Source organism: Pseudomonas sp. 1L-E-NC-VB-C3 (assembly GCF_057291535.1).
In genome coordinates this window covers 170,243-188,833 of the sequence record NZ_JBXAWD010000012.1, presented here as the reverse complement: position 1 = coordinate 188,833, position 18,591 = coordinate 170,243, and the positions used below count along the sequence as shown (strand labels likewise).

The 18,591-nt window shown below is 59.9% G+C and carries 22 protein-coding genes and 2 pseudogenes; 15 read left to right on the top strand and 9 right to left on the bottom strand.

The features are described from left to right. Positions 1 to 220 precede the first annotated feature (220 nt). The 5 genes and pseudogenes from AC0Z5Z_RS20565 to ppnP form a co-directional block, all read left to right on the top strand. A pseudogene (locus AC0Z5Z_RS20565) lies at positions 221 to 1,736 on the top strand (acetyl-CoA carboxylase biotin carboxylase subunit); the annotation flags it as partial. Further along, positions 1,724 to 1,873: pseudogene (locus AC0Z5Z_RS20560) on the top strand (hypothetical protein); the annotation flags it as partial. The pseudogenes AC0Z5Z_RS20565 and AC0Z5Z_RS20560, both read left to right, overlap by 13 nt. Before the next feature lie 18 nt (positions 1,874 to 1,891). Further along, complete coding sequence (locus tag AC0Z5Z_RS20555; protein ID WP_485611577.1) at positions 1,892 to 2,182, top strand: acyl-CoA carboxylase biotin carboxyl carrier protein subunit; 291 nt, start codon at positions 1,892 to 1,894, stop codon at positions 2,180 to 2,182. Positions 2,183 to 2,252: 70 nt separating this feature from the next. Beyond that, positions 2,253 to 2,795 (top strand): 3'-5' exonuclease, encoded by a 543-nt coding sequence (locus AC0Z5Z_RS20550; RefSeq protein WP_024013686.1) that lies wholly within the window; start codon positions 2,253 to 2,255, stop codon positions 2,793 to 2,795. Between the two features lie 71 nt (positions 2,796 to 2,866). Beyond that, a complete protein-coding gene (gene ppnP / locus AC0Z5Z_RS20545; RefSeq protein WP_485611575.1) occupies positions 2,867 to 3,151 on the top strand; it encodes a pyrimidine/purine nucleoside phosphorylase in 285 nt (94 codons plus the stop codon). A 72-nt stretch (positions 3,152 to 3,223) separates the two neighbouring features. On the opposite strand, the gene AC0Z5Z_RS20540 is transcribed toward ppnP, so the two are convergent. Both AC0Z5Z_RS20540 and AC0Z5Z_RS20535 read right to left on the bottom strand, forming a co-directional pair. Continuing rightward, on the bottom strand, positions 3,224 to 4,030 hold the full coding sequence (locus AC0Z5Z_RS20540) for an MOSC N-terminal beta barrel domain-containing protein (RefSeq protein ID WP_122746639.1): 807 nt from the start codon (positions 4,028 to 4,030) through the stop codon (positions 3,224 to 3,226). A 186-nt stretch (positions 4,031 to 4,216) separates the two neighbouring features. After that, positions 4,217 to 5,152, bottom strand: coding sequence for a chemotaxis protein CheV (locus tag AC0Z5Z_RS20535; RefSeq protein WP_150637783.1), 936 nt, complete (start codon positions 5,150 to 5,152; stop codon positions 4,217 to 4,219). Positions 5,153 to 5,606: 454 nt separating this feature from the next. Here AC0Z5Z_RS20535 and AC0Z5Z_RS20530 point away from each other — a divergent pair, with 454 nt between their 5' ends. The 3 genes from AC0Z5Z_RS20530 to AC0Z5Z_RS20520 all read left to right on the top strand — a co-directional run bounded on the left by AC0Z5Z_RS20530 (position 5,607) and on the right by AC0Z5Z_RS20520 (position 8,090). After that, positions 5,607 to 6,077 (top strand): hypothetical protein, encoded by a 471-nt coding sequence (locus AC0Z5Z_RS20530; RefSeq protein WP_217851858.1) that lies wholly within the window; start codon positions 5,607 to 5,609, stop codon positions 6,075 to 6,077. Between the two features lie 463 nt (positions 6,078 to 6,540). Next, positions 6,541 to 7,434, top strand: coding sequence for a sensor histidine kinase (locus tag AC0Z5Z_RS20525; RefSeq protein WP_024013690.1), 894 nt, complete (start codon positions 6,541 to 6,543; stop codon positions 7,432 to 7,434). Further along, entirely contained in the window at positions 7,431 to 8,090 is a 660-nt protein-coding gene (locus AC0Z5Z_RS20520) for a response regulator (RefSeq protein ID WP_041478445.1), read from the top strand. The genes AC0Z5Z_RS20525 and AC0Z5Z_RS20520 overlap by 4 nt, the downstream gene beginning before the upstream one ends. Here the strand turns inward: AC0Z5Z_RS20520 and yegS are convergent. Beyond that, positions 8,074 to 8,991: a lipid kinase YegS gene (gene yegS / locus AC0Z5Z_RS20515; RefSeq protein ID WP_041478444.1), complete on the bottom strand. Its 918-nt coding sequence runs from the start codon at positions 8,989 to 8,991 to the stop codon at positions 8,074 to 8,076. The genes AC0Z5Z_RS20520 and yegS overlap by 17 nt on opposite strands. 315 nt (positions 8,992 to 9,306) lie before the next feature. Here yegS and AC0Z5Z_RS20510 point away from each other — a divergent pair, with 315 nt between their 5' ends. Then, positions 9,307 to 9,615 (top strand): hypothetical protein, encoded by a 309-nt coding sequence (locus AC0Z5Z_RS20510; RefSeq protein WP_172834003.1) that lies wholly within the window; start codon positions 9,307 to 9,309, stop codon positions 9,613 to 9,615. A 59-nt stretch (positions 9,616 to 9,674) separates the two neighbouring features. Here AC0Z5Z_RS20510 and AC0Z5Z_RS20505 read toward each other — a convergent pair whose 3' ends face one another. Together AC0Z5Z_RS20505 and moaB are read right to left on the bottom strand one after the other, a co-directional pair. Next, positions 9,675 to 10,901: a molybdopterin molybdotransferase MoeA gene (locus AC0Z5Z_RS20505; RefSeq protein WP_485611574.1), complete on the bottom strand. Its 1,227-nt coding sequence runs from the start codon at positions 10,899 to 10,901 to the stop codon at positions 9,675 to 9,677. Beyond that, positions 10,885 to 11,424 carry a molybdenum cofactor biosynthesis protein B gene (gene moaB / locus AC0Z5Z_RS20500; protein ID WP_016770598.1) on the bottom strand — a complete coding sequence of 180 codons (540 nt, stop codon included), beginning with the start codon at positions 11,422 to 11,424 and terminating at the stop codon, positions 10,885 to 10,887. The genes AC0Z5Z_RS20505 and moaB overlap by 17 nt, the downstream gene beginning before the upstream one ends. Before the next feature lie 81 nt (positions 11,425 to 11,505). Here moaB and mobA point away from each other — a divergent pair, with 81 nt between their 5' ends. Together mobA and AC0Z5Z_RS20490 are read left to right on the top strand one after the other, a co-directional pair. Further along, entirely contained in the window at positions 11,506 to 12,108 is a 603-nt protein-coding gene (mobA, locus tag AC0Z5Z_RS20495) for a molybdenum cofactor guanylyltransferase MobA (protein WP_056788518.1), read from the top strand. Between the two features lie 78 nt (positions 12,109 to 12,186). Then, on the top strand, positions 12,187 to 12,408 hold the full coding sequence (locus AC0Z5Z_RS20490; protein WP_016770600.1) for a YgdI/YgdR family lipoprotein: 222 nt from the start codon (positions 12,187 to 12,189) through the stop codon (positions 12,406 to 12,408). Positions 12,409 to 12,490: 82 nt separating this feature from the next. Here AC0Z5Z_RS20490 and AC0Z5Z_RS20485 read toward each other — a convergent pair whose 3' ends face one another. The 3 genes from AC0Z5Z_RS20485 to AC0Z5Z_RS20475 all read right to left on the bottom strand — a co-directional run bounded on the left by AC0Z5Z_RS20485 (position 12,491) and on the right by AC0Z5Z_RS20475 (position 14,119). Then, positions 12,491 to 13,381 (bottom strand): pseudouridine synthase, encoded by an 891-nt coding sequence (locus AC0Z5Z_RS20485; RefSeq protein WP_460062255.1) that lies wholly within the window; start codon positions 13,379 to 13,381, stop codon positions 12,491 to 12,493. A 70-nt stretch (positions 13,382 to 13,451) separates the two neighbouring features. After that, entirely contained in the window at positions 13,452 to 13,769 is a 318-nt protein-coding gene (locus AC0Z5Z_RS20480) for a hypothetical protein (protein WP_016770837.1), read from the bottom strand. A 113-nt stretch (positions 13,770 to 13,882) separates the two neighbouring features. Then, the gene (locus tag AC0Z5Z_RS20475) at positions 13,883 to 14,119 is read right to left on the bottom strand and encodes a glutaredoxin family protein (protein ID WP_016770838.1); all 237 of its coding nucleotides are present in this window, start codon (positions 14,117 to 14,119) and stop codon (positions 13,883 to 13,885) included. Between the two features lie 198 nt (positions 14,120 to 14,317). Here AC0Z5Z_RS20475 and AC0Z5Z_RS20470 point away from each other — a divergent pair, with 198 nt between their 5' ends. Further along, positions 14,318 to 16,030 carry a cation:proton antiporter gene (locus AC0Z5Z_RS20470; protein ID WP_056788514.1) on the top strand — a complete coding sequence of 571 codons (1,713 nt, stop codon included), beginning with the start codon at positions 14,318 to 14,320 and terminating at the stop codon, positions 16,028 to 16,030. On the opposite strand, the gene AC0Z5Z_RS20465 is transcribed toward AC0Z5Z_RS20470, so the two are convergent. Further along, positions 16,027 to 17,235 (bottom strand): ammonium transporter, encoded by a 1,209-nt coding sequence (locus tag AC0Z5Z_RS20465; protein ID WP_041478438.1) that lies wholly within the window; start codon positions 17,233 to 17,235, stop codon positions 16,027 to 16,029. The genes AC0Z5Z_RS20470 and AC0Z5Z_RS20465 overlap by 4 nt on opposite strands. A 300-nt stretch (positions 17,236 to 17,535) precedes the next feature. On the opposite strand from AC0Z5Z_RS20465, the gene AC0Z5Z_RS20460 reads away from it, so the two are divergent. From AC0Z5Z_RS20460 to AC0Z5Z_RS20450, 3 genes are read left to right on the top strand one after another with little or no spacing between them, the layout of a single operon-like run. Then, entirely contained in the window at positions 17,536 to 17,850 is a 315-nt protein-coding gene (locus AC0Z5Z_RS20460) for an ElaB/YgaM/YqjD family protein (protein WP_016770842.1), read from the top strand. Positions 17,851 to 17,852: 2 nt separating this feature from the next. Further along, the gene (locus AC0Z5Z_RS20455; protein ID WP_008079909.1) at positions 17,853 to 18,239 is read left to right on the top strand and encodes a phage holin family protein; all 387 of its coding nucleotides are present in this window, start codon (positions 17,853 to 17,855) and stop codon (positions 18,237 to 18,239) included. Beyond that, a complete protein-coding gene (locus AC0Z5Z_RS20450) occupies positions 18,236 to 18,574 on the top strand; it encodes a hypothetical protein (protein WP_041478436.1) in 339 nt (112 codons plus the stop codon). Before AC0Z5Z_RS20455 ends, AC0Z5Z_RS20450 begins: the two co-directional genes overlap by 4 nt. The last annotated feature ends 17 nt before the right edge of the window (positions 18,575 to 18,591 follow it).

The following is an 18,591-nucleotide window of genomic DNA, read 5'->3' as shown; positions in this document are numbered from 1 at the left end:
AGGCCCGCACCTTCGCCGCCCAAAACTCAGGAGCGCCCGAATTCGCGGTTGAAATGCGTTCCAAATGTGGGAGCGAGCCTGCTCGCGAAGAGGCCCGCACCTTCGCCGCCCAAAACTCAGGAGCGCCCGAATTCGCGGTTGAAATGCGTTCCAAATGTGGGAGCGAGCCTGCTCGCGAAGAGGCCATCCCATTCACCGCTATCATTTCAGGAACCCCACCATGCCTACCCTCCACAAAATCCTGATCGCCAACCGCGGTGAAATCGCCTGCCGCATCCAGCGCACGGCCCAGGCGCTGGGCTATCGCACCGTCGCCGTGTTCAGCGACGCCGACGCCGATGCGCTACACGTGCAAATGGCCGACCAAGCCGTACATATCGGCCCGGCGCCGGTGCAGCAGTCCTACCTCAACATTGCGGCGATCATCGACGCCGCCCGCCGCAGCGGCGCCGATGCGATTCACCCGGGCTACGGCTTCCTCTCGGAAAACGCCGATTTCGCCCGCGCCTGCGCCGAAGCCGGGCTGATTTTCATCGGCCCCAGCGTCGAAGCGATCGAACTGATGGGCAGCAAACGCCTGTCGAAAATTGCCATGCTCGACGCGGGCGTGCCATGCATTGCCGGCTATCAAGGCGCAGCGCAGGACGACGCGACGCTGCTGGCCGAGGCCGAGCGCATCGGCTATCCGCTGATGATCAAGGCCAGCGCCGGTGGCGGCGGACGCGGCATGCGTCTGGTGCACGAGGCCAGCGAACTGGCGGCGCAACTGCGTACCGCGCGGTCCGAAGCAATGAACGGTTTCGGCAGTGACGAGTTGATTCTCGAGCAGGCCTTGATCAACCCGCGCCACGTCGAAGTGCAACTGTTCGGCGACCAGCACGGGCATCTGGTCTATCTCGGCGAACGCGATTGCTCGATCCAGCGCCGCCATCAGAAAGTCATCGAAGAAGCGCCGTGCCCGGTGATGACCGCCGAGCTGCGCCAGGCCATGGGCGAAGCGGCGCTTAAGGCCGGGCGCGCGGTGGATTACGTCGGCGCCGGCACCGTGGAGTTCCTGCTCGACGCGCGCGGGCAATTCTACTTTCTGGAAATGAACACCCGCCTGCAGGTCGAACACCCGGTAACGGAAATGATCACCGGCCTCGATCTGGTCGCGTGGCAGTTGCTGGTTGCCGAGGGTCAGCCGCTACCGCTGACGCAGGAGCAGGTCCGCCTCGACGGTCACGCCATGGAAGTGCGCCTCTACGCTGAAGATCCCGCTGCGGATTTTCTCCCGCAAACCGGCCGAATTGCCGCATGGCAGCCGGCTTCTGATCACGGCGCACGGATCGATCACGGTCTGCTTGAAGGTCAGTCGGTCAGCCCGTTCTACGACCCGATGCTGGGCAAACTGATCGCCCACGGTGCCACCCGCGAAGAGGCGCGGCGCAAGCTGTTGCGTGCGGTGCAGGACACGGTGCTGCTTGGCGTGCAAAGCAATCAACGCTTGCTCGAAGGCCTGTTGCAACATCCGCAGTTCATCTGTGGCGATTTCAGCACCGCCTTCATCCAGCAACATTTTTCCAGCCATGCCTGCCTCAATACTTATGTGCCGACGGCGAAGCAACTGGCGATTGCTGTGGTGTTGTTCTATCAGGCCAGCGCCCTGCCCCATCGCGCCCCGTTGAATGGCTGGCGCAACAACGCCAGCGTGCCGTTGCACTATCGACTCGGCAGTGACGAGCAGGACTGGACGCTGTCGGTGCTGGCGCGCAAATCGGGCGAGTTGGTCGTGCAGGCTGGCGAAAGCACTGTGGCGGTGAAAATCATTGAGCACACCGCGCAATCGGTAACCATGGAAATCGACGGCCTGCGCCAGCGTCATGCCTACCGTCTGCACGATGGGCAGCTATTGCTGTTCACCCATCCAGGCAGCCTGCGCCTGGAGGATCGAACTCATGCGCCGATCGACAGTCAGACCAGCGTCGCCTCCGGCACCCTCAAAGCGCCGATGGACGGTGCCATTGTCGATGTGCTGGTCTGCGAAGGCAGTACCGTCAGCAAGGGTCAATTGCTGGTGGTGCTGGAGGCAATGAAAATGGAGCATCCGCTGAAGGCCGGCATCGATGGCGTGCTCAAACGGGTGCAAGTGAAGGTCGGCGATCAGGTAAAAAATCGTCAGGTTCTGTTGCAGGTCGAGTAGTCGCCCAGGCACAAGCGCGGGGTTTGACTACGCTCTGATAAATCAGAACGCGGAAATCAGGAACCCTGCGATGCCCCATTGGCTGGTCATAGATCTGGAAGCCACCACAGACGAGGGTGGCTGGCCGGTCACGGAGATGGAAATAATCGAGATCGGTGCGACCCTGGTCGACCGCGCCGGGCGCGAGCAGGATCACTTCCAGCGCTTCGTCAAACCGACCCGCCGGCCATTGCTGACGCCATTCTGTCGGGAGCTGACGCACATCACTCAGGCCAACATCGATTCGGCGCAACCGCTGAGCGAAGTCTGGCCGGCCTTTGAGCGTTGGCTGGCGCAGCATCAGGCTCGCCTTGAAGGCTGGGCCAGTTGGGGCGGTTACGATCGCCAGCAGTTGCTCCAGGAGTGGCAGCGCCTGAACATCGACAGCGGCCTGAGCAAAGTCCCGCACATGAACCTCAAACAGCGCTTCGCCAAGGCCCGCCGCCTGGAACGACCGCTGGGGCTCAACGGCGCGTTGCAACTGGCGGGCATGCAGTTCAACGGCCAACAACATCGCGCGCTGGAAGATGCCCGCAATACTGCACGGTTATTGCCGCTGGTCCTGCCGCTTTAGACGCGTGACGGCGCGAAAAGCCTTGTGCATACTGGCCGCCCCCTTTTAAGCCCTTTTCGAGGAATCCGCCCATGTTTAAAGTCAACGAGTACTTCGACGGCACCGTCAAGTCGATCGCCTTTGGCACCGCTGAAGGTCCGGCGACCATTGGCGTCATGGCCCCGGGCGAATACGAATTCGGCACCAGCCAGCGCGAGATCATGCATGTGGTTTCCGGCGCGCTGAGCGTAAAACTGCCAGACAGCAGCGACTGGGAAACCTTCGCCGCCGGCAGCCAGTTCAACGTCCCGGCCAACAGCAAGTTCCAGCTGATGGTCGCGGTCGATACCGCTTACCTGTGCGAATACCGCGGCTGATCCCGCCGGTTTCACCGCGCAAAAAAATGCCCGAGTCCAAAAGACCCGGGCATTTTTCGTTTCAGGGAAAGTCTATTCGAGAATTTCCACCGGCATGCCGACTTCCAGGCGGCCGTTACCGTCATTGACCAGATTCTGCCCGAACATCGCGCCATCGGCGGTGCTGCGGTGTTTCTGTAACGTCGCGAACGGCTCACGATCAGCACTGCGCTCACCGGTTTGCGGGTCAACAGTGGTCATGATGCAACGCGCACATGGCTTGACCACGCGGAATTCGATATCGCCGATGCGAATGCGTTTCCATTGGTCCTCGGCGTAAGCCGCGCTGCCTTCGATCACCAGATTCGGACGGAAGCGCAGCATCTCCAGCTCTCGCCCTACCGTTTCCGAGAGGGCCAGCCGCGAGGCTTCGCCGATCAGCAGCAATGGATAACCGTCGGCGAACGCCACTTGATCGTCGTCCTTGCCGAAACCCGACTGCGTGGTGCGTGCCCGCTCGAGCGGCATCTGCACCAGACGTGTCGGCTTGCCGAGGAAGTCGCTGACAAACCGCGCGGCTTGATCACCGGCGTCCGGCACCCGCAGGGTGTCACGCCAGATCGTCACACCGCGCAGCTCGGCGTCGGCAGCGGGCAGCGCGACTTCGATAGAACCCTGCTCGGGAGCGCTGAGGGTCAGACCGCCGCCGGCATTCCATAACGCCGACAACTGACTCATCTTCGCTTCGGCACGCTGGGTCAGAAAGCGCCCGCTGGCCTCGTCCACCAGCATCCAGCGTCGGTCGCCCGCCAGCCCGAGCTTGTCCAGCTCAATGCTTTGCAGCATTTCGCCCTTGCCGGATTTCAACGGGTAACGATAAAGCGCGCTCAGACGCAGCATGGCCAGCTCCCTGATGGAAAAACGCCACCCTATACGAGCTTCGATACCGAATCAAAGCCGTCATTAATGTAAATACACTTCTGTGGGAGCGAGCCTGCTCGCGAAGAGGCCGGCACATTCACCATCAATGTGTCCGACCCTGCGCTTTCGCGAGCAGGCTCGCACAGGAAGCAAGATGTGCGTGTTTCAGGCCGGCACGGCGTCGAGCATCAGACGCTGGCGCACCACGTCGACCAGTTTGTCCGGCTGGAATTTGGAGAGGAAGTTATCGCAGCCGACCTTCTTCACCATCGAGTCGTTGAAACTGCCCGATAGCGAGGTGTGCAGTACGACGTACAGGCCACGCAGGCGAGGGTCGTTGCGGATCTCCGTGGTCAGGCGATAACCGTCCATTTCCGGCATTTCCGCGTCGGTGAAAATCATCAGCAGTTTGTCGGTCATGTGCACGCCGCTATCGGCCCAGGCCTTGAGCATGTTCAAGGCTTTCAGACCGTCGCTGGCAATGTGCATTTTCACCCCGAGCTGTCCGAGGGTATCGCGCAATTGCGAGAGCGCTACATTGGAGTCGTCCACCAGCAAGACTTCGCGGCCACGGGCGCGCTCCAGTACCGGGTCGTCGAGTTTTTCGCGTGAAACCTTGGCGTTGTACGGGACGATTTCAGCGAGGACTTTCTCGACGTCGATGATCTCCACCAGTTGATCGTCAACCTTGCTGATCGCGGTCAGATAATGCTGGCGGCCAGCACTGGTCGGCGGCGGCAGAATGGCTTCCCAGTTCATGTTGACGATGCGGTCGACACCACCAACGAGGAAGGCCTGCACCGAACGGTTGTATTCGGTGACGATGATCGTGCTGTTCGGACCCGGCACCAGTGGGCGCATGCCGATTGCCTGAGACAGGTCGATCACCGGCAAGGTCTGTCCGCGCAGATTGACCACGCCGCAGACGAAGGGATGACGCTGCGGCATCAGGGTCAGCTTGGGCAGCTGCAGCACTTCCTGAACCTTGAACACGTTGATCGCGAACAGCTGGCGTCCGGCCAGGCGAAACATGAGGATTTCCAGGCGATTCTCACCCACCAGTTGCGTGCGTTGGTCTACCGTGTCGAGAATGCCGGCCATCAATGACTCCTGGGCTTGTTCTGATGAATTCACTATGGGGGTTTATCGGCTGCATTCAGCTAATCTTGATTGCTGTAAAGCGCGCCGCTAAAAATGCCATAAACGGCCATTGATGTCACACTGACATCATGCTTTACTGGCAATCGTGATTTCATCTGCTAGATTCATTGCGGCGCGACCTCGGTTTGCACGTTAGGTTCCCGCGCCTAAGGGATTCCCCTAGGATCAATCAGGCCCAACCTGATATTCGCCATTTCCAATAGCCATTACTGTGACGCCATTCTCATTGCATGAACGGAGTCAGGCTATTGTGTGCGATCGCAATTCAGTGGCAACCCACCCTCTGGAACCCCTCGGTCCGTGCACCTGCACCGCCGGGCGCGATCTGCCGACGATTCACGATCGTCGCCACACACGGCCATCCGTCAACCAACACGACGTGGTGGAGATGAACATGCCAATCGACCGTAAAGACTGGGCGCAACGCTTCCCCGAATTTCTGGTCGAGGCCGAAACGCTTCTCGCCAAGTCCGAAGAATGCCTGAGCCATCTGCAACTGATCAGCAATGACAAGGATGCCATCGACTGCATGCTCGGCACTCTGCTGAAGCTGGCCGGCCGGGCCGAAGCACTGGCGCTGGAAGCGATCTCCGAGTTTTCCCTGCACATCTACAGCCTGCTCAATTTGCAGCAGGATCACGTAGATCTGCACGAGCAGGCCCTCGATGCGTTACGTGACTGCCTGACCTTGATGGCGTGGCAGCTCGAGCTGGTCGATCCCAAGACCGGGCAGCTGACCCTGGATAAAAGCGAACAGACTGATCTGCTCGAAGCCTTCGCGGCACAAATGGGCCAAACCTCGTTCGAGCCCAAGATGGTGAGCAAACGTTTGCTCTCTTCATCCTTTACCGCGCGCCAGGCTTGAGCCGGTAAGTCGCGATATTGTCGTAAATGAATACTTCGTGCCTGAAAGCGACAATCCGGGGCAAATAATCAGCCCGACCAACGGCTAATTTTCAGGTGCCGCCATCAGGGTTTTCCCTGTGCCCACCGAGCGACACTTCCAGGCAAATCGAAGTGGCCCAAATACAACAACTCCAGCTTTTTCCAATATGGAACTTGCGTCCACGATCCGATATTTCCTGACTGAATAGACATATATAGCAACCGCGACCAACGGTATGTTAAGTGGTATTATGCCGCCGGTTAGTTGCCTGCCGGTTAATGGCATACTGACTTCAGTGTTACCTTTTCGATGTTATTGCCGGTCAATGATCGCTTAATGAATGCGGTTTGAATCAATAACATAAATGACAGTATTTCCACACAGAGATCCGCCAGTCACCGGTCGGTCTGCCCGCAGCGAACATCCATTGGCTCCATCCGTTATGTACGCCAGTCTCAAGTCACTCATTACATGGCCACCTTCTCGGGAAAACGCCCGGCGCTTCACACTTGTTCTGTGTGTTCTGGCGACCTTGGGCAGTCTGCTGGCGTATGTTGTTTCCGCACGCCTTCCTTTGGGATTGCTGGCGCTCGACATCGCCGCCACCGCGTGCGTCTGGGTGCAATATCGCTTGTCGCGCAAATCGATCAAGTTTCAACCACAAGAGCTGGCTGATCGACTGTTGCAAGTTCAGGAAAACGAGCGCCATCGCCTCAGCCGGGAATTGCACGACGATATCGGCCAGTTGCTCACTGCCGCCAAGCTGCAAAGTGACTGGCTCAAACGCCGCCTGCCGGAGGATCTGCAGGAACAATGCAAGGTGCTCTGCGACACACTGGATGAAACCCTTACCAAGGTGCGTGACGTCTCGGCGATTCTCAATCCACGTCAATTGACCAGTCTGGGCCTCGAAGCCAGCCTGCGTGCGCACTTGCTCAAGACACTGGCCAACACGCCGGTCAACTGGAGTCTCGATTGCCAGCAACGGCTCAACGGCATCCCCGAAGAAATGGCCGTCGCGGCGTTTCGCATTGCCCAGGAAGCCGTGACCAACATCCTGCGCCACGCACAGGCAAAAAACCTGTTGATTCGGGTACAGCGATTGCCGCAAGGTCTGACGCTGTTGATCAGTGATGACGGCCTGGGTTTTGCCCCGGCGGCCGACCCGGCCAGAGAAGGTCAACGCGGCATGGCCGGAATGGCCGAGCGCATCGAACAGTTGGGCGGCACATTGAGCGTTATCAGCGAGCCGGGCAAAGGCACTCGAATCGAAGCACTTTTCCCGTGGGCGCCGCGAGCGCTCGAACGGGCCAGTACGAATAAGGTTATGCGTTGACTTGTAACTTACTTCTGGTGGATGACCACTCGCTGATCAGAGCCGGCGTGCGTGCTCTGGTTCTGGATATTCCCGGTTACGCGGTAATCGGCGAAGCCAGTGATGGTTCGCAATTGCTCGAAATGGTCGAGCAACTGAGCCCCGACATCGTATTGCTGGACATCTCGATGAGGGAAACCGGTGGCCTGGAAGCGCTGCAACGCCTCAAGCGCGTTCGGCCGCAGAGCAAAGTGCTGATTCTGTCGATGCACACCGATCCGGCGCTGATCATGCAAGCGCTGGAGTCCGGTGCCCATGGCTACCTGCTCAAGGACACCACGGCCACCGAGCTCGAGCACGCGCTGGAAGCCCTGCGCAACAACGAACGCTATCTCAGCCCGGCCATCGCTCACACCGTGATCAATCAGGCACTGACACGCAACCAGAAAAGCCAGCCGGACATCGCCGATTCGCACAATCTGACCGCGCGCCAGCTGGAAATCCTTCGCCTGATCGTGCGCGGCAAATCGACCCGGGAAATCGCCAACGGCCTGGGCTTGAGCGTCAAGACCGTGGAAACCCACCGCGCACAGATCATGAAGCGCCTGCAGATCTATGACGTGGCGGGCCTGGTGCTGTTCGCCGTGCGCGAGCAGATCATCAGTCTTGATGACTGACTGGCGTCAGTTGACTCAATAGCGGCGAGTCCTTTGGCAAGTGCACCTGCAACGCTGCGGGTTTCGCAACAAAACGCAGACTGTCACCCTCCAGTGGCTCGCCGTCGAGATTGATGCTCAGCCCTTCGGCGACCTTGATCTCGACCCACGGCAATCGCGCCCGCACGAACATGTTGTCGAGGCCGAAGCCCTCGCTCAGCAGATTCTTCAGCGTGCCGACCAGTTCTTGCGGTGCCGGCAGGATACTGATGTCCAGCAAACCATCATCGACCTGTGCCTCGGGGCACAGCACATGGCCGCCACCCGCCTGCCGACCGTTACCGATACCCAGCGCCAGCAGCTCACCCTGCCAATGGAAATCCGGGCCTTGCAACTCGCCGTAAGCGGCATGCAGTTCGCTGAACCGGGTCAGGCCGGTAAACAGATACGCGGCGCCGCCCAAGACCTTTTTCAGATCTTCCGAAGTATTGGCGGTCACCTGGCTGCCGAATCCGCCGGTCGCCATGTTCAGGAAAATCTGCCCGCCCACTTCGCCCAGATCGATATCCGAGGGCTGAACATCCAGTAGCTCAAGGGCTTCGGCAGGCTCCAGGGAAATACCGGCGGCGCGGGAGAAATCGTTGGCGGTTCCCAGCGGCAGCAACACAAGACTGGCTTTTTGCGGATGCTGAGCCAGCGCCTCGGCAATATCGCGCAATGTGCCATCACCGCCACCGGCGATGATTTTGCTGTAGCCGGCCGCCAACGCTTCCTCGACCAGACGCTGGGCGTCGCCGGCCTCCCAGGTCACTCGCACAGCCAGCTCCCAGCCTTGCTCACGCTTGGCTTCGACGGCAGCGCGGACATCCTCGTTGAGTGCCTGTTTGCCATGCAAGATCAGCAGTGCCCGGCGTTCACTCATAACGTCACTCCAAGAATTGAAATCGATTGAAACATCTTGACCACTGTGTGCCTTAAAAAAGCCACCGAGCTGGCAATTAATTCTTCGTCCAACTGCTGGCGTCCTACACAGCGGTATTTTTTCTTACGAAACAAGAGGAATCGGCTTAATTGACCCCGTCCGACCATTGGGTCACCGTGTGCCAGCAGCATCAACCTTCAACCCATTAACACAAGGATGTGCCGGTAATGAACGGATACCCCCCGATTTATTTCCATGAATCGAGCAATGGCAAAACCAGCAAGCGTGCAGTTGATACGATCGGCGAGAACTTCCATGCACAACCATGAAACCAAGGCACCGGTGAGCCCGGTCGCCGCTCTCGCCGAAAGTCGTGCCAGCAAGAAACCAGACTTCTGTAACAGCGCCAAGACCCCTGGAGAGTTTGATATGGAACCCCGAGTCAGCGAGCTGGAGACTCACTTCAAATACATGCGCCGCGATATGGACGAAGTGCTCAATGATGTCCGGACGATCAAACACCGTCTGGCGTATTCGGCGGGTGCCACCGCTGTCATCCTCGGTCTGCTGGGCTGGGTGGCCAACAGCCGATTCGACCAGTTGGTGACATTGATCAGCAACTGACCGAATCATTCGTTGCACGCGCCGTGCGTATCAGCCGACGCGTGCATGGGCGAGATGCTCTACCCCAGAAGGTCACTGAGGGGAATGAAGCTCACTGCATCACCCTCGCTCAGCGTGCGGCCTTCTCGGACTTCCACCAATCCGTCGGCCCACGCCGCACTACGCAGCACACCCGAACTCTGGTTGCGGTAAATGATCGCCCGCCCCTGTTCCAAGCGCCCGCGCAGATATTCACGACGGTTGCCGGCCACCGGCCAGACAAAGCCTGCTGGCACTGCAAACTTGAGCGGCTCGACATCTTGCACACCCAGGCGTCGCAACAGATAAGGCCGCGTCAGCAAGGCGAACGTCACCAGCGTAGAGGCGGGATTGCCGGGCAGGCCAATCACCGGCACGTTGCGGAAATGGCCGAACGTCAACGGTTTTCCGGGCTTGATCGCCAGTTTCCACAGGTCCAGCTCGCCTTCTTCACGCAAGGCAATGCCGAGGAAATCCGCTTCACCGACCGAGACCCCGCCGGTAGAGAGGACCAGATCGACATTTTGCAGCTCACCCAGCCGCGCCCGCGTCGCGGGTAGATCGTCCGGAAGAATTCCGCCATCGATCACTTCGCAGCCCAGACGCTGCAGCCAGCTGCACAGAAGTACGCGATTGCTGTTGTAGATCTGGCCCGGACCCAATGCCTGACCGGGTTCAACCAGCTCGTCCCCAGTGGACAGAACCGCCACCCGCGGCTTGCGCACGACGTTAACCCCGGCACAGCCAAGCGAAGCAGCCAGGCCCTGCTCAATCGGTCCGAGCCGGGTTCCAGCTTGCAGTACCAATTCGCCGACCGTGGTTTCCTGCCCTTGCGGACGAATGTTCTGCCCGGCTTTCAAAGGTTCAAGAAAGCGCACTCGGCCGTCGGCCTGAACTTCGGCGTTTTCCTGCATCTCGACACAGTCAGCGCCCGCCGGTAACGGCGCCCCGGTAAAGATGCGTGCGCAGGTACCTGGTTCCAACGACTGCGGAGATTGCCCGGCAAACACCTTTTGACTGACCGACAGTGGCTCGCCCTGCCAATCAGCCAAGTTCAAGGCGTAGCCGTCCATGGCGCTGTTCGGCCACGGCGGCAGATCCAGCGTCGAGATCAGATCTTCAGCCAGCACCCGCCCTTCGACTTGAGACAGCGGCAAGTATTCGCGCTCGACAATGCGCGACGCATCGGCCATGGCCAGCAAACGCTCGAGCGCCGTTTCGACAGGCAGCAAACTGCCGGTCTTGCCCGGCTTACCCACGGGATTCACAAGGCGCCGCCTGCTTCAGGTGGGTGACGAAGTTGCACGGACGATGACGGGCGTCCAGTTGCTCAGCGAGAATGCCGTCCCAGCCGGTGCGCACTGCATTGGTCGAACCCGGCAGGCAGCACACCAGCGTGCCGTTGGCCAGACCAGCCAAGGCCCGGGACTGCACGGTCGAAGTGCCGATATCGGCCACGGAGATCTGGCGGAACAGTTCGCCGAATCCGTCGACCTGTTTGTCGAGCAGGCAAGCCACCGCTTCCGGCGTGCTGTCACGCCCGGTAAAGCCAGTGCCGCCGGTGATCAGCACAACCTGGACCACATCGTCGGCAATCCAATTGGCGACTTGCGCGCGAATTTTGTAGAGATCATCTTTAAGCAAAACACGCTCGGCCAGCGCGTGACCGGCCGCGATCAAGCGATCGACGAAGACCTGGCCGGAGGTATCGGTTTCCAGGGTTCGGGTATCGCTGACAGTCAGCACCGCAATATTGAGCGGCACGAAAGGTACATCAGCCTTGGCTTTCATAGGCTCTTCCAGTTGTAGGGGAAACAGCCCGGTGTTATATCACAGCGGCTCATTTTTCCGCCGCCCCTCTGGAGAGTCGTCATGCCCTCGAACAAGCCGTTGCCACCCTGCTCCGTCCTGCTTCTGGCCGGTGGACGCGGTCAACGCATGGGCGGTCAGGACAAGGGCCTCATCGAGTGGCTGGGCGAGCCGTTGATCGCGCATCTCCAGCGCAAGGTACGGCCGCTGACCGACGATCTGATCATCTCGTGCAACCGCAATCGCGAGCGTTATGCCGGGTTTGCCGATCAGTTGGTAATGGATGATGAAGGCGATTTCCCCGGGCCGCTGGCCGGTATTCGTGCTGGACTGAAAGCGGCGCGCCATGCGCATTTGCTGGTGTTGCCATGCGATGTGCCGCGAATCGACACGGCGTTGCTGGAAGCCATGCTGACCACTGCCGATCTGCAACGTGAAAAACCTTTAATGCTGCGCCACGGCGAGCACTGGGAACCGCTGTTGTGCGTGATTCCGGTGGCGCTGTTGCCAGCGTTCGAAGCAGCCTGGAATGCAGGCGAGCGCAGCCCGGGCAGGGTGATGCGCAGTCTCGGCGCCGTCGCATTGCAATGCCCTGACAACGACCCGCGACTGGCCAACCTCAACACCCCCGAATTGTTACATCTGCACAACACTGTGTCAGACTGACACTATCCAAGGAACTCTCACGCCTTGTTTACGTCTCAAGCTCAGTAACCAGAAGATTTCCCATTCGGAGACACACTCATGACTCAACGGACCCTCGCCACTTTCATGCTCGCACTGGGCCTGGCAACCCTCGCCGGTTGCTCCTCGCCGACAGTGATCACCTTGAATGACGGTCGCGAAATCCAGGCCGTCGACACCCCGAAATACGATGATGATTCGGGCTTCTACGAGTTCCAGCAGCTGGACGGCAAAGAGACCCGCATCAACAAGGATCAGGTTCGTACCGTTAAAGAGCTGTAAGGCTCCGCGTCGTTACCGGATACAGAAAAGCCCGCATTGTCATGCGGGCTTTTTCATGGGCGCTCGGAAAGCAGTTTCAGCATTACCACTGCAAGGTGATTCGACTCTCGAACTCCCGCAATTCCCCGGTCACCGGGTCAATGAAGCGCAGGCCCTGCGCAAGCAGCTTCAACGGATTGGCGTAGTCGTCCTCGACATCTTTCAACACAGTCGGATAAAACGGATCGTTGCAAATACTCGCTCCCAGCGCCGTCATGTGCACCCGCAACTGATGCTTCTTGCCCGTCACGGGATACAGGCCATAGCGCCACAGATCACCATTTTTCTCACGCACCTCGACCGCCGTTTCGGTATTGCTGGCGCCAGGCCCTTCTTGCATGCGGAAAAACGGCTCGCCATCGACCAACCGGCTCTTGTGCACCAAAGGGAAATTCAACTCGGGCAGCGCCGGGGCGATCGCTTCATAGCGCTTGTCGATCTGCCGCGTCGGGAACAACGACTGATAGGCCGAGCGGGTTTGCGGGTTGGCCGAGAAGATCACCAGACCTGCCGTGTGCCGGTCGATGCGGTGCAGCGGCACCAGATGCGGATTGTCCAGCCGACGGATCAGCCGGCGTAGCAGGGTTTGTTCGACATATTCCCCGGCCGGGGTTACTGGCAGAAAATGAGGTTTGTCGGCCACTACCAGATGTTCGTCAGCGTAGAGAATCGACTCGAGCACCGGAATCGGCTTCTCGTCCGGCACTTCGCGAAAGTAGTGAATGCGCAGACCTTCCTTGTACGGCAAGTCCAGCGCAATCGGCTGGCCCTGCGCATCCAGCACCCGCCCGCGAGCGATCCGGTCGAGCCATTGTTCGCGGCCGATGGCGCTGAAGTGCTCGCACAGGCAATCGAGTACCGTCAGCCAGGGACCGGGCGGCAAATACAAGGTGCTGGCCTGATTGTGCGCAGCGGAAAATACGGGGCTGGTCATACGAAACAGAAATCCTCAATGCAGGCCGGCATTATCCAACAGTGAGGCAAAGCCACCTAGCGCAGTTTCATCAGGCCGGAATCGACTTGAGGGCCGCCGCTTCGGTGAACTCCTTCAGCCAGCGCAACACATCGACCGCCTCCCAGCGACCCGGATCGTACAAGGCATACAGCAGGCCCTGATAACCGACCACATCCAGTTGCTTGTGATACCCGGCGCGTTGAAACAGGGCTTCGATTTCGGCAAAGCAGGTGTTGAAATGCAGCTTGTTGAACGGCGTCTTGCCTTCCGTGACCAGCCCGTCCAGGCGCAATTCGAGGACGGCCTCGCGCACCACGTCGACCGACATCCGGTTAACGCTGCTCTTCAACTGTTCGACATTGACCACGGTTCATCCCTCTGACTCGATTGCTGTATGGACATACAGTAACCGAAGAAGTCAGCGAGCGCCAACGCAAGGATGTATCGCTGCGACCAGCGGAAGAACGGTAGTAAACCCCATCATCGTAAAAACGCCGCGATTTCATCGCCACTGAACGGCCAATCCAGCTCCGCGCCAGTGTCAACGCGCCGCAGTACCGGGATGCGCAAGCTGTATTTTTCGAACCACGATTCGTCTTCGGCAATGTCCACCAGTTCAACCAGCAGACCATGCTCGACGAAGGGCATCAGCTCGGCTTCGGCGACTTCACACAGGTGACACCCGAGGGTGCCGAACAGTTGACATTCAGGAGGCATGACGGCATTACCGGAAAACAAGTGAGCCCATTCTAGGACGCCACTAAACCCTCGTCGACCCAGCGCCGCTCAAAGGACCCAGCGCTCCCGGCGCAAAATCCTGACGCAAATCATTCAGCGCAAATTGCAAATGCGTCATCCTCGCGGACTTTTTGCCTCTACGCTTCAGAGGCCAACGCCCTGACAGCGGAGTGTCCCGTGTTTGCAAATCTGTTGATCATCCTCGCCTCATCCCTGGTGGTGATTGCCCTGTTCCGGCGCCTGCGACTGCCGCCGGTACTGGGTTACCTGTGCGTGGGATTACTGGTCGGGCCGAACGCATTCGACTGGGTCAACGAGAGCGAACATCTGCCGGATGTCGCCGAGCTGGGCGTGGTGTTTCTGCTGTTCTCCCTGGGCCTGGAGTTCTCCCTGTCGAAGATGATTGCGCTGCGTCAGGTGGTGTTTCGCCTCGGCAGTCAGCAAGTGCTGATCAGCGCAGCGCTGCTCGGCACCCTGTTGATGGGCCTGGGCATGCCGCTGATGCCGGTGCTGTTGCTCGGTGCCGGATTATCGCTGTCATCCACGGCGATCGTGACCAAGGAGCTGGGCAGTCTTGGTGAAGTGTTCAGCAGCCACGGCCAGAACGCGGTCGGCGTGTTGCTGTTTCAGGACGTTGTCGCGGTATTGCTGCTGACACTGGTTCCGGTCTTCGCCGGCACCAGCGAGCAGGCCTGGTATTGGGCCTTGCCGTTGACCCTGGGCAAAACCTTGGTGCTGTTCTTCGGCCTGCTGCTCGCCAGTCGCTGGTTATTGCCACGGCTGTTTCATGAAGTGGCGGCCTCGCGTTCGGCGGAGCTGTTCGTCCTGCTGGCGCTGGTGATCGTGCTGCTGACTGCCTGGCTCACGCACTTGCTGGGGCTGTCGCCTGCACTCGGCGCTTTCCTTGCCGGCATGTTGCTAGGGGAAAGCCATTACCGGCACCAGATCGAAGCTGACATCCGGCCCTTTCGCGACATCCTGCTCGGCGTGTTCTTCGTCAGCATCGGCATGCTCATCGACCTGCAACTGTTCGTCAGTCACAGCCTGTTGATCATCGGCCTGACGCTTGGCCTGATGCTGATCAAGGGCACCGTGGTCGCGCTGCTGGTGAAGTGGCGCGGCAGTGACAGCGAAACCGCGTGGCGCAGCGGTCTGGCCCTGGCCCAGGGCGGGGAGTTCTGTTTTGCCTTGATGGCGCAGATGCAGCAGAACAGTCTGTTGCCGGCCGAGCCGGGGGCGCTGCTGCTCGCGGCGACGTTCTGTTCGATGCTGCTCACGCCACTGCTGTTGCGTGCGGCGCCGCGCATTGCGGCCGTGCTGCACCGCAAGCCCAATCAGGAAGCGCAGATCGAACAGATCAGCGCGCTCAACGCCGACCTCGACCAGCACGTGGTGATCTGCGGCTACGGTCGCGTCGGCCAATCCATCGGCCGCTTCATGGGCAATGCGGGGCAAGCCTATGTTGCGCTGGACAACGATCCGGTGCGGGTGCAGGAAGCCGCATCCGCGGAAAGCGACGTGCATTACGGCGACTCGGCGCGTGGCGATCTGCTTACAGCCGTCGGCCTGTTGCGCGCCAGGCTGCTGGTGATTGCCGTGGATCAAAGTGATGTGGCGTTGCGCATTCTGCGTGAAGCCCGGCGGCTCAACCGACAGGTGCCGATTCTGGTACGCACCCGTGACGACAGCCAATCGGCGGAACTCAGAGCCGCCGGCGCCACTGAGGTGGTGCCGGAGCTTCTGGAGTCGAGCCTGATGCTCGCTTCACACGCGCTGATCATGCTTGGCCTGCCCGCGCACAAAGTGCAGGAGAAGGTCGATCAAGTGCGTATCGATCGCTATCGCCTGCTCCACGGTTTCTATCCCGGAGCCAATGATGAGGAAATCTAGTCCTGACTCACCGCGCCGATCTTGTGCAGCGACAGGTCGGCGCCGTAATACTCTTGTTCCTGACTCAGGCGCAGCCCATGCAATGCCTTGATCGCGCCGTAGACGACGAAGCCGCCGACCAGCGCTACCGCGACGCCAAGCGCAGTGCCGATCAACTGGCTGATCAGGCTGACGCCGCCCAGGCCACCCAGCGCAGACTGACCGAAGATGCCGCAGGCAATCCCGCCCCACACGCCACACAAACCATGCAACGGCCAGACACCCAAGACATCATCGATGCGCCATTTGACTTGCGCAGCGGTAAAGCACCAGACAAACAAGGCTCCGGCGATCGCGCCGGTCACCAGCGCTCCGACCGGATGCATCAGGTCGGAGCCGGCGCAAATCGCCACCAGCCCGGCCAGCGGGCCGTTGTGCAGAAAGCCCGGGTCATTGCGCCCAACGATCAACGCCGCGACGGTACCGCCGACCATGGCCATCAGCGAGTTGACCGCGACCAGGCCACTGACGCCTTGCAGCGTCTGCGCGCTCATCACGTTGAAGCCGAACCAGCCGACAATCAGGATCCACGAGCCCAGTGCGAGAAACGGAATGCTCGACGGCGCGAACGCGACCAGGCGTCCATCGCGATAGCGACCATTGCGCGGGCCGAGCAGCAGAACAGCGGCCAACGCCAGCCAACCGCCCACGGCATGCACCACCACCGAGCCGGCGAAATCATGGAATGCCGCGCCAAACTGCGCCGCCAGCCAGCCTTGCAAACCGAAGTTACCGTTCCAGATCAGCCCTTCGAAGAACGGATAGATAAACGCCACGATCAGCGCCGTCGCGCACAACTGCGGGACAAACCGCGCGCGTTCGGCAATGCCGCCGGAAATGATCGCCGGGATCGCGGCAGCGAAGGTCAGCAGAAAGAAAAACTTCACCAGTCCATAGCCATGGTCAGCCGTGAGCACCGCCGCCGGTTGCATGAAGGTGACGCCATAGGAGATCCAATAGCCTATAAAGAAATAGGCCAGGGTCGAGACGGCGAAATCGCTGAGGATTTTCGCCAGCGCGTTGACCTGGTTCTTCTGCCGGACCGTGCCGACCTCCAGAAAGGCGAAACCGGCGTGCATCGCCAGTACCATCACCGCACCGATCAGAATGAACAACGTGTTGGAGCTGTGAACCAGCGTGTCCACAGCGCTTTGCAGATTTTCCATGAGGAGGCAGACCCAAGGCTAAAAGGCACCAAAGCGGTTCATGTGTGCATTTCATGCACCAAATTACGACTCATCAAATATCCAACGGCAGGGTTGATGAACTGATTTGGCGCATATATCGATGTCTGATCACGAACCGCGAGCAAATGAATTAGAGTTTTCTGCTCGGACGCCCGGCAACAGCGCACATACGCCGAGCGACGCACCACGACACAGCAAAAGTTGTACCAGGCATTTGCACTGAACCTTCGCGCAAGGCTCATACTCGAACGCTTCAAAGCCACCTACGGAGATCCACCCATGGCCAGCATCAAGGCAAAGACTGCTCAAGAAATCCTGATGAACGACTTCCAGACTCTGGTCGCCGACACCGAACGCTTGCTCGAACACACCAAGACACTCGCGGGTGATCAGGCAGATGAGCTGCGTGCCCAGATTCATGACAGCCTGCTGCGTGCCCGGGAAACCCTGAAGGTGACCGAAGACACCCTGCGTGAGCGCGGTCAGGCGGCCGTAACCGCTACTGAAGACTATGTGTCGGCCAACCCATGGCAGTCGGTGGGCATCGCTGCCGGCGTCGGCTTTCTGATCGGCCTGCTGGCAACTCGGCGCTGATCATGTCGATCGGTGAATCCGGCCCGACTGCGGGCACCGCCTCCTCCACGCGTCGCCTCGGCGCTGCCGTTCTGGGCCTGCTGCACAGTCATGTCGAACTGTTCGGCATCGAACTGCAGGAGCAGAAATCACGCACTGTCAGCCTGCTGCTGTTCGCCGGCCTGGCGCTGGTTTTTGCCCTGCTGTTGCTGGTAGGTCTGTCGACGCTGGTGATGATCATCTTCTGGGACACCTACCGCCTGGCGGCGATCATCGGCCTGTGCGTGTTTTACACGCTGGCGTCGATCTTCTGCGGTCTGCGCCTCAAAGCGGCGATTTTCGATGAGTCCTCGCCTTTCCACGGCACGCTCGAAGAGCTGGCCAATGACCGGGAGCGCCTGCTGCCATGAGCCTGCCTGAACTTCCGCACAACAGCTCGCGCCGGGAAATGCGCAAGGCGCTGATCCGTCTGCGCATGGAAATGCACCGTCAGGAAATCCGCCACGAAACCGCGCAAGTGCTGCAACCGTTGCAGCGCATGCGTGGCATGAAGCAGAACGTGCAGGACGGTTTCGGCATCAAGCATGCGCCGTTGTGGGGCGTGGCGGCGGTGACGCTGCTGGGTTTCCTCACCGGCAAAGGCTCGAAACGCAGCGGTGGTGGCGGTTTGACGCGACTGCTGCGTCTGGGCACGACGCTTGGGCCGCTGATCAGACTGGTCATGCACAGCTCGGGCAAACGCTGAAGCGCCCATCTGGCTAC

Bases quoted from the DNA above. Each gene is read 5' to 3' on its own strand.
- AC0Z5Z_RS20550 (WP_024013686.1), top strand. From the start codon at position 2,253: ATGCCCCATTGGCTGGTCATAGATCTGGAAGCCACCACAGACGAGGGT.
- ppnP (WP_485611575.1), top strand. From the start codon at position 2,867: ATGTTTAAAGTCAACGAGTACTTCGACGGCACCGTCAAGTCGATCGCC.
- AC0Z5Z_RS20540 (WP_122746639.1), bottom strand. From the start codon at position 4,030: ATGCTGCGTCTGAGCGCGCTTTATCGTTACCCGTTGAAATCCGGCAAG.
- AC0Z5Z_RS20535 (WP_150637783.1), bottom strand. From the start codon at position 5,152: ATGGCCGGCATTCTCGACACGGTAGACCAACGCACGCAACTGGTGGGT.
- AC0Z5Z_RS20530 (WP_217851858.1), top strand. From the start codon at position 5,607: ATGCCAATCGACCGTAAAGACTGGGCGCAACGCTTCCCCGAATTTCTG.
- AC0Z5Z_RS20525 (WP_024013690.1), top strand. From the start codon at position 6,541: ATGTACGCCAGTCTCAAGTCACTCATTACATGGCCACCTTCTCGGGAA.
- yegS (WP_041478444.1), bottom strand. From the start codon at position 8,991: ATGAGTGAACGCCGGGCACTGCTGATCTTGCATGGCAAACAGGCACTC.
- AC0Z5Z_RS20510 (WP_172834003.1), top strand. From the start codon at position 9,307: ATGCACAACCATGAAACCAAGGCACCGGTGAGCCCGGTCGCCGCTCTC.
- moaB (WP_016770598.1), bottom strand. From the start codon at position 11,424: ATGAAAGCCAAGGCTGATGTACCTTTCGTGCCGCTCAATATTGCGGTG.
- mobA (WP_056788518.1), top strand. From the start codon at position 11,506: ATGCCCTCGAACAAGCCGTTGCCACCCTGCTCCGTCCTGCTTCTGGCC.
- AC0Z5Z_RS20490 (WP_016770600.1), top strand. From the start codon at position 12,187: ATGACTCAACGGACCCTCGCCACTTTCATGCTCGCACTGGGCCTGGCA.
- AC0Z5Z_RS20485 (WP_460062255.1), bottom strand. From the start codon at position 13,381: ATGACCAGCCCCGTATTTTCCGCTGCGCACAATCAGGCCAGCACCTTG.
- AC0Z5Z_RS20475 (WP_016770838.1), bottom strand. From the start codon at position 14,119: ATGCCTCCTGAATGTCAACTGTTCGGCACCCTCGGGTGTCACCTGTGT.
- AC0Z5Z_RS20465 (WP_041478438.1), bottom strand. From the start codon at position 17,235: ATGGAAAATCTGCAAAGCGCTGTGGACACGCTGGTTCACAGCTCCAAC.
- AC0Z5Z_RS20460 (WP_016770842.1), top strand. From the start codon at position 17,536: ATGGCCAGCATCAAGGCAAAGACTGCTCAAGAAATCCTGATGAACGAC.
- AC0Z5Z_RS20455 (WP_008079909.1), top strand. From the start codon at position 17,853: ATGTCGATCGGTGAATCCGGCCCGACTGCGGGCACCGCCTCCTCCACG.
- AC0Z5Z_RS20450 (WP_041478436.1), top strand. From the start codon at position 18,236: ATGAGCCTGCCTGAACTTCCGCACAACAGCTCGCGCCGGGAAATGCGC.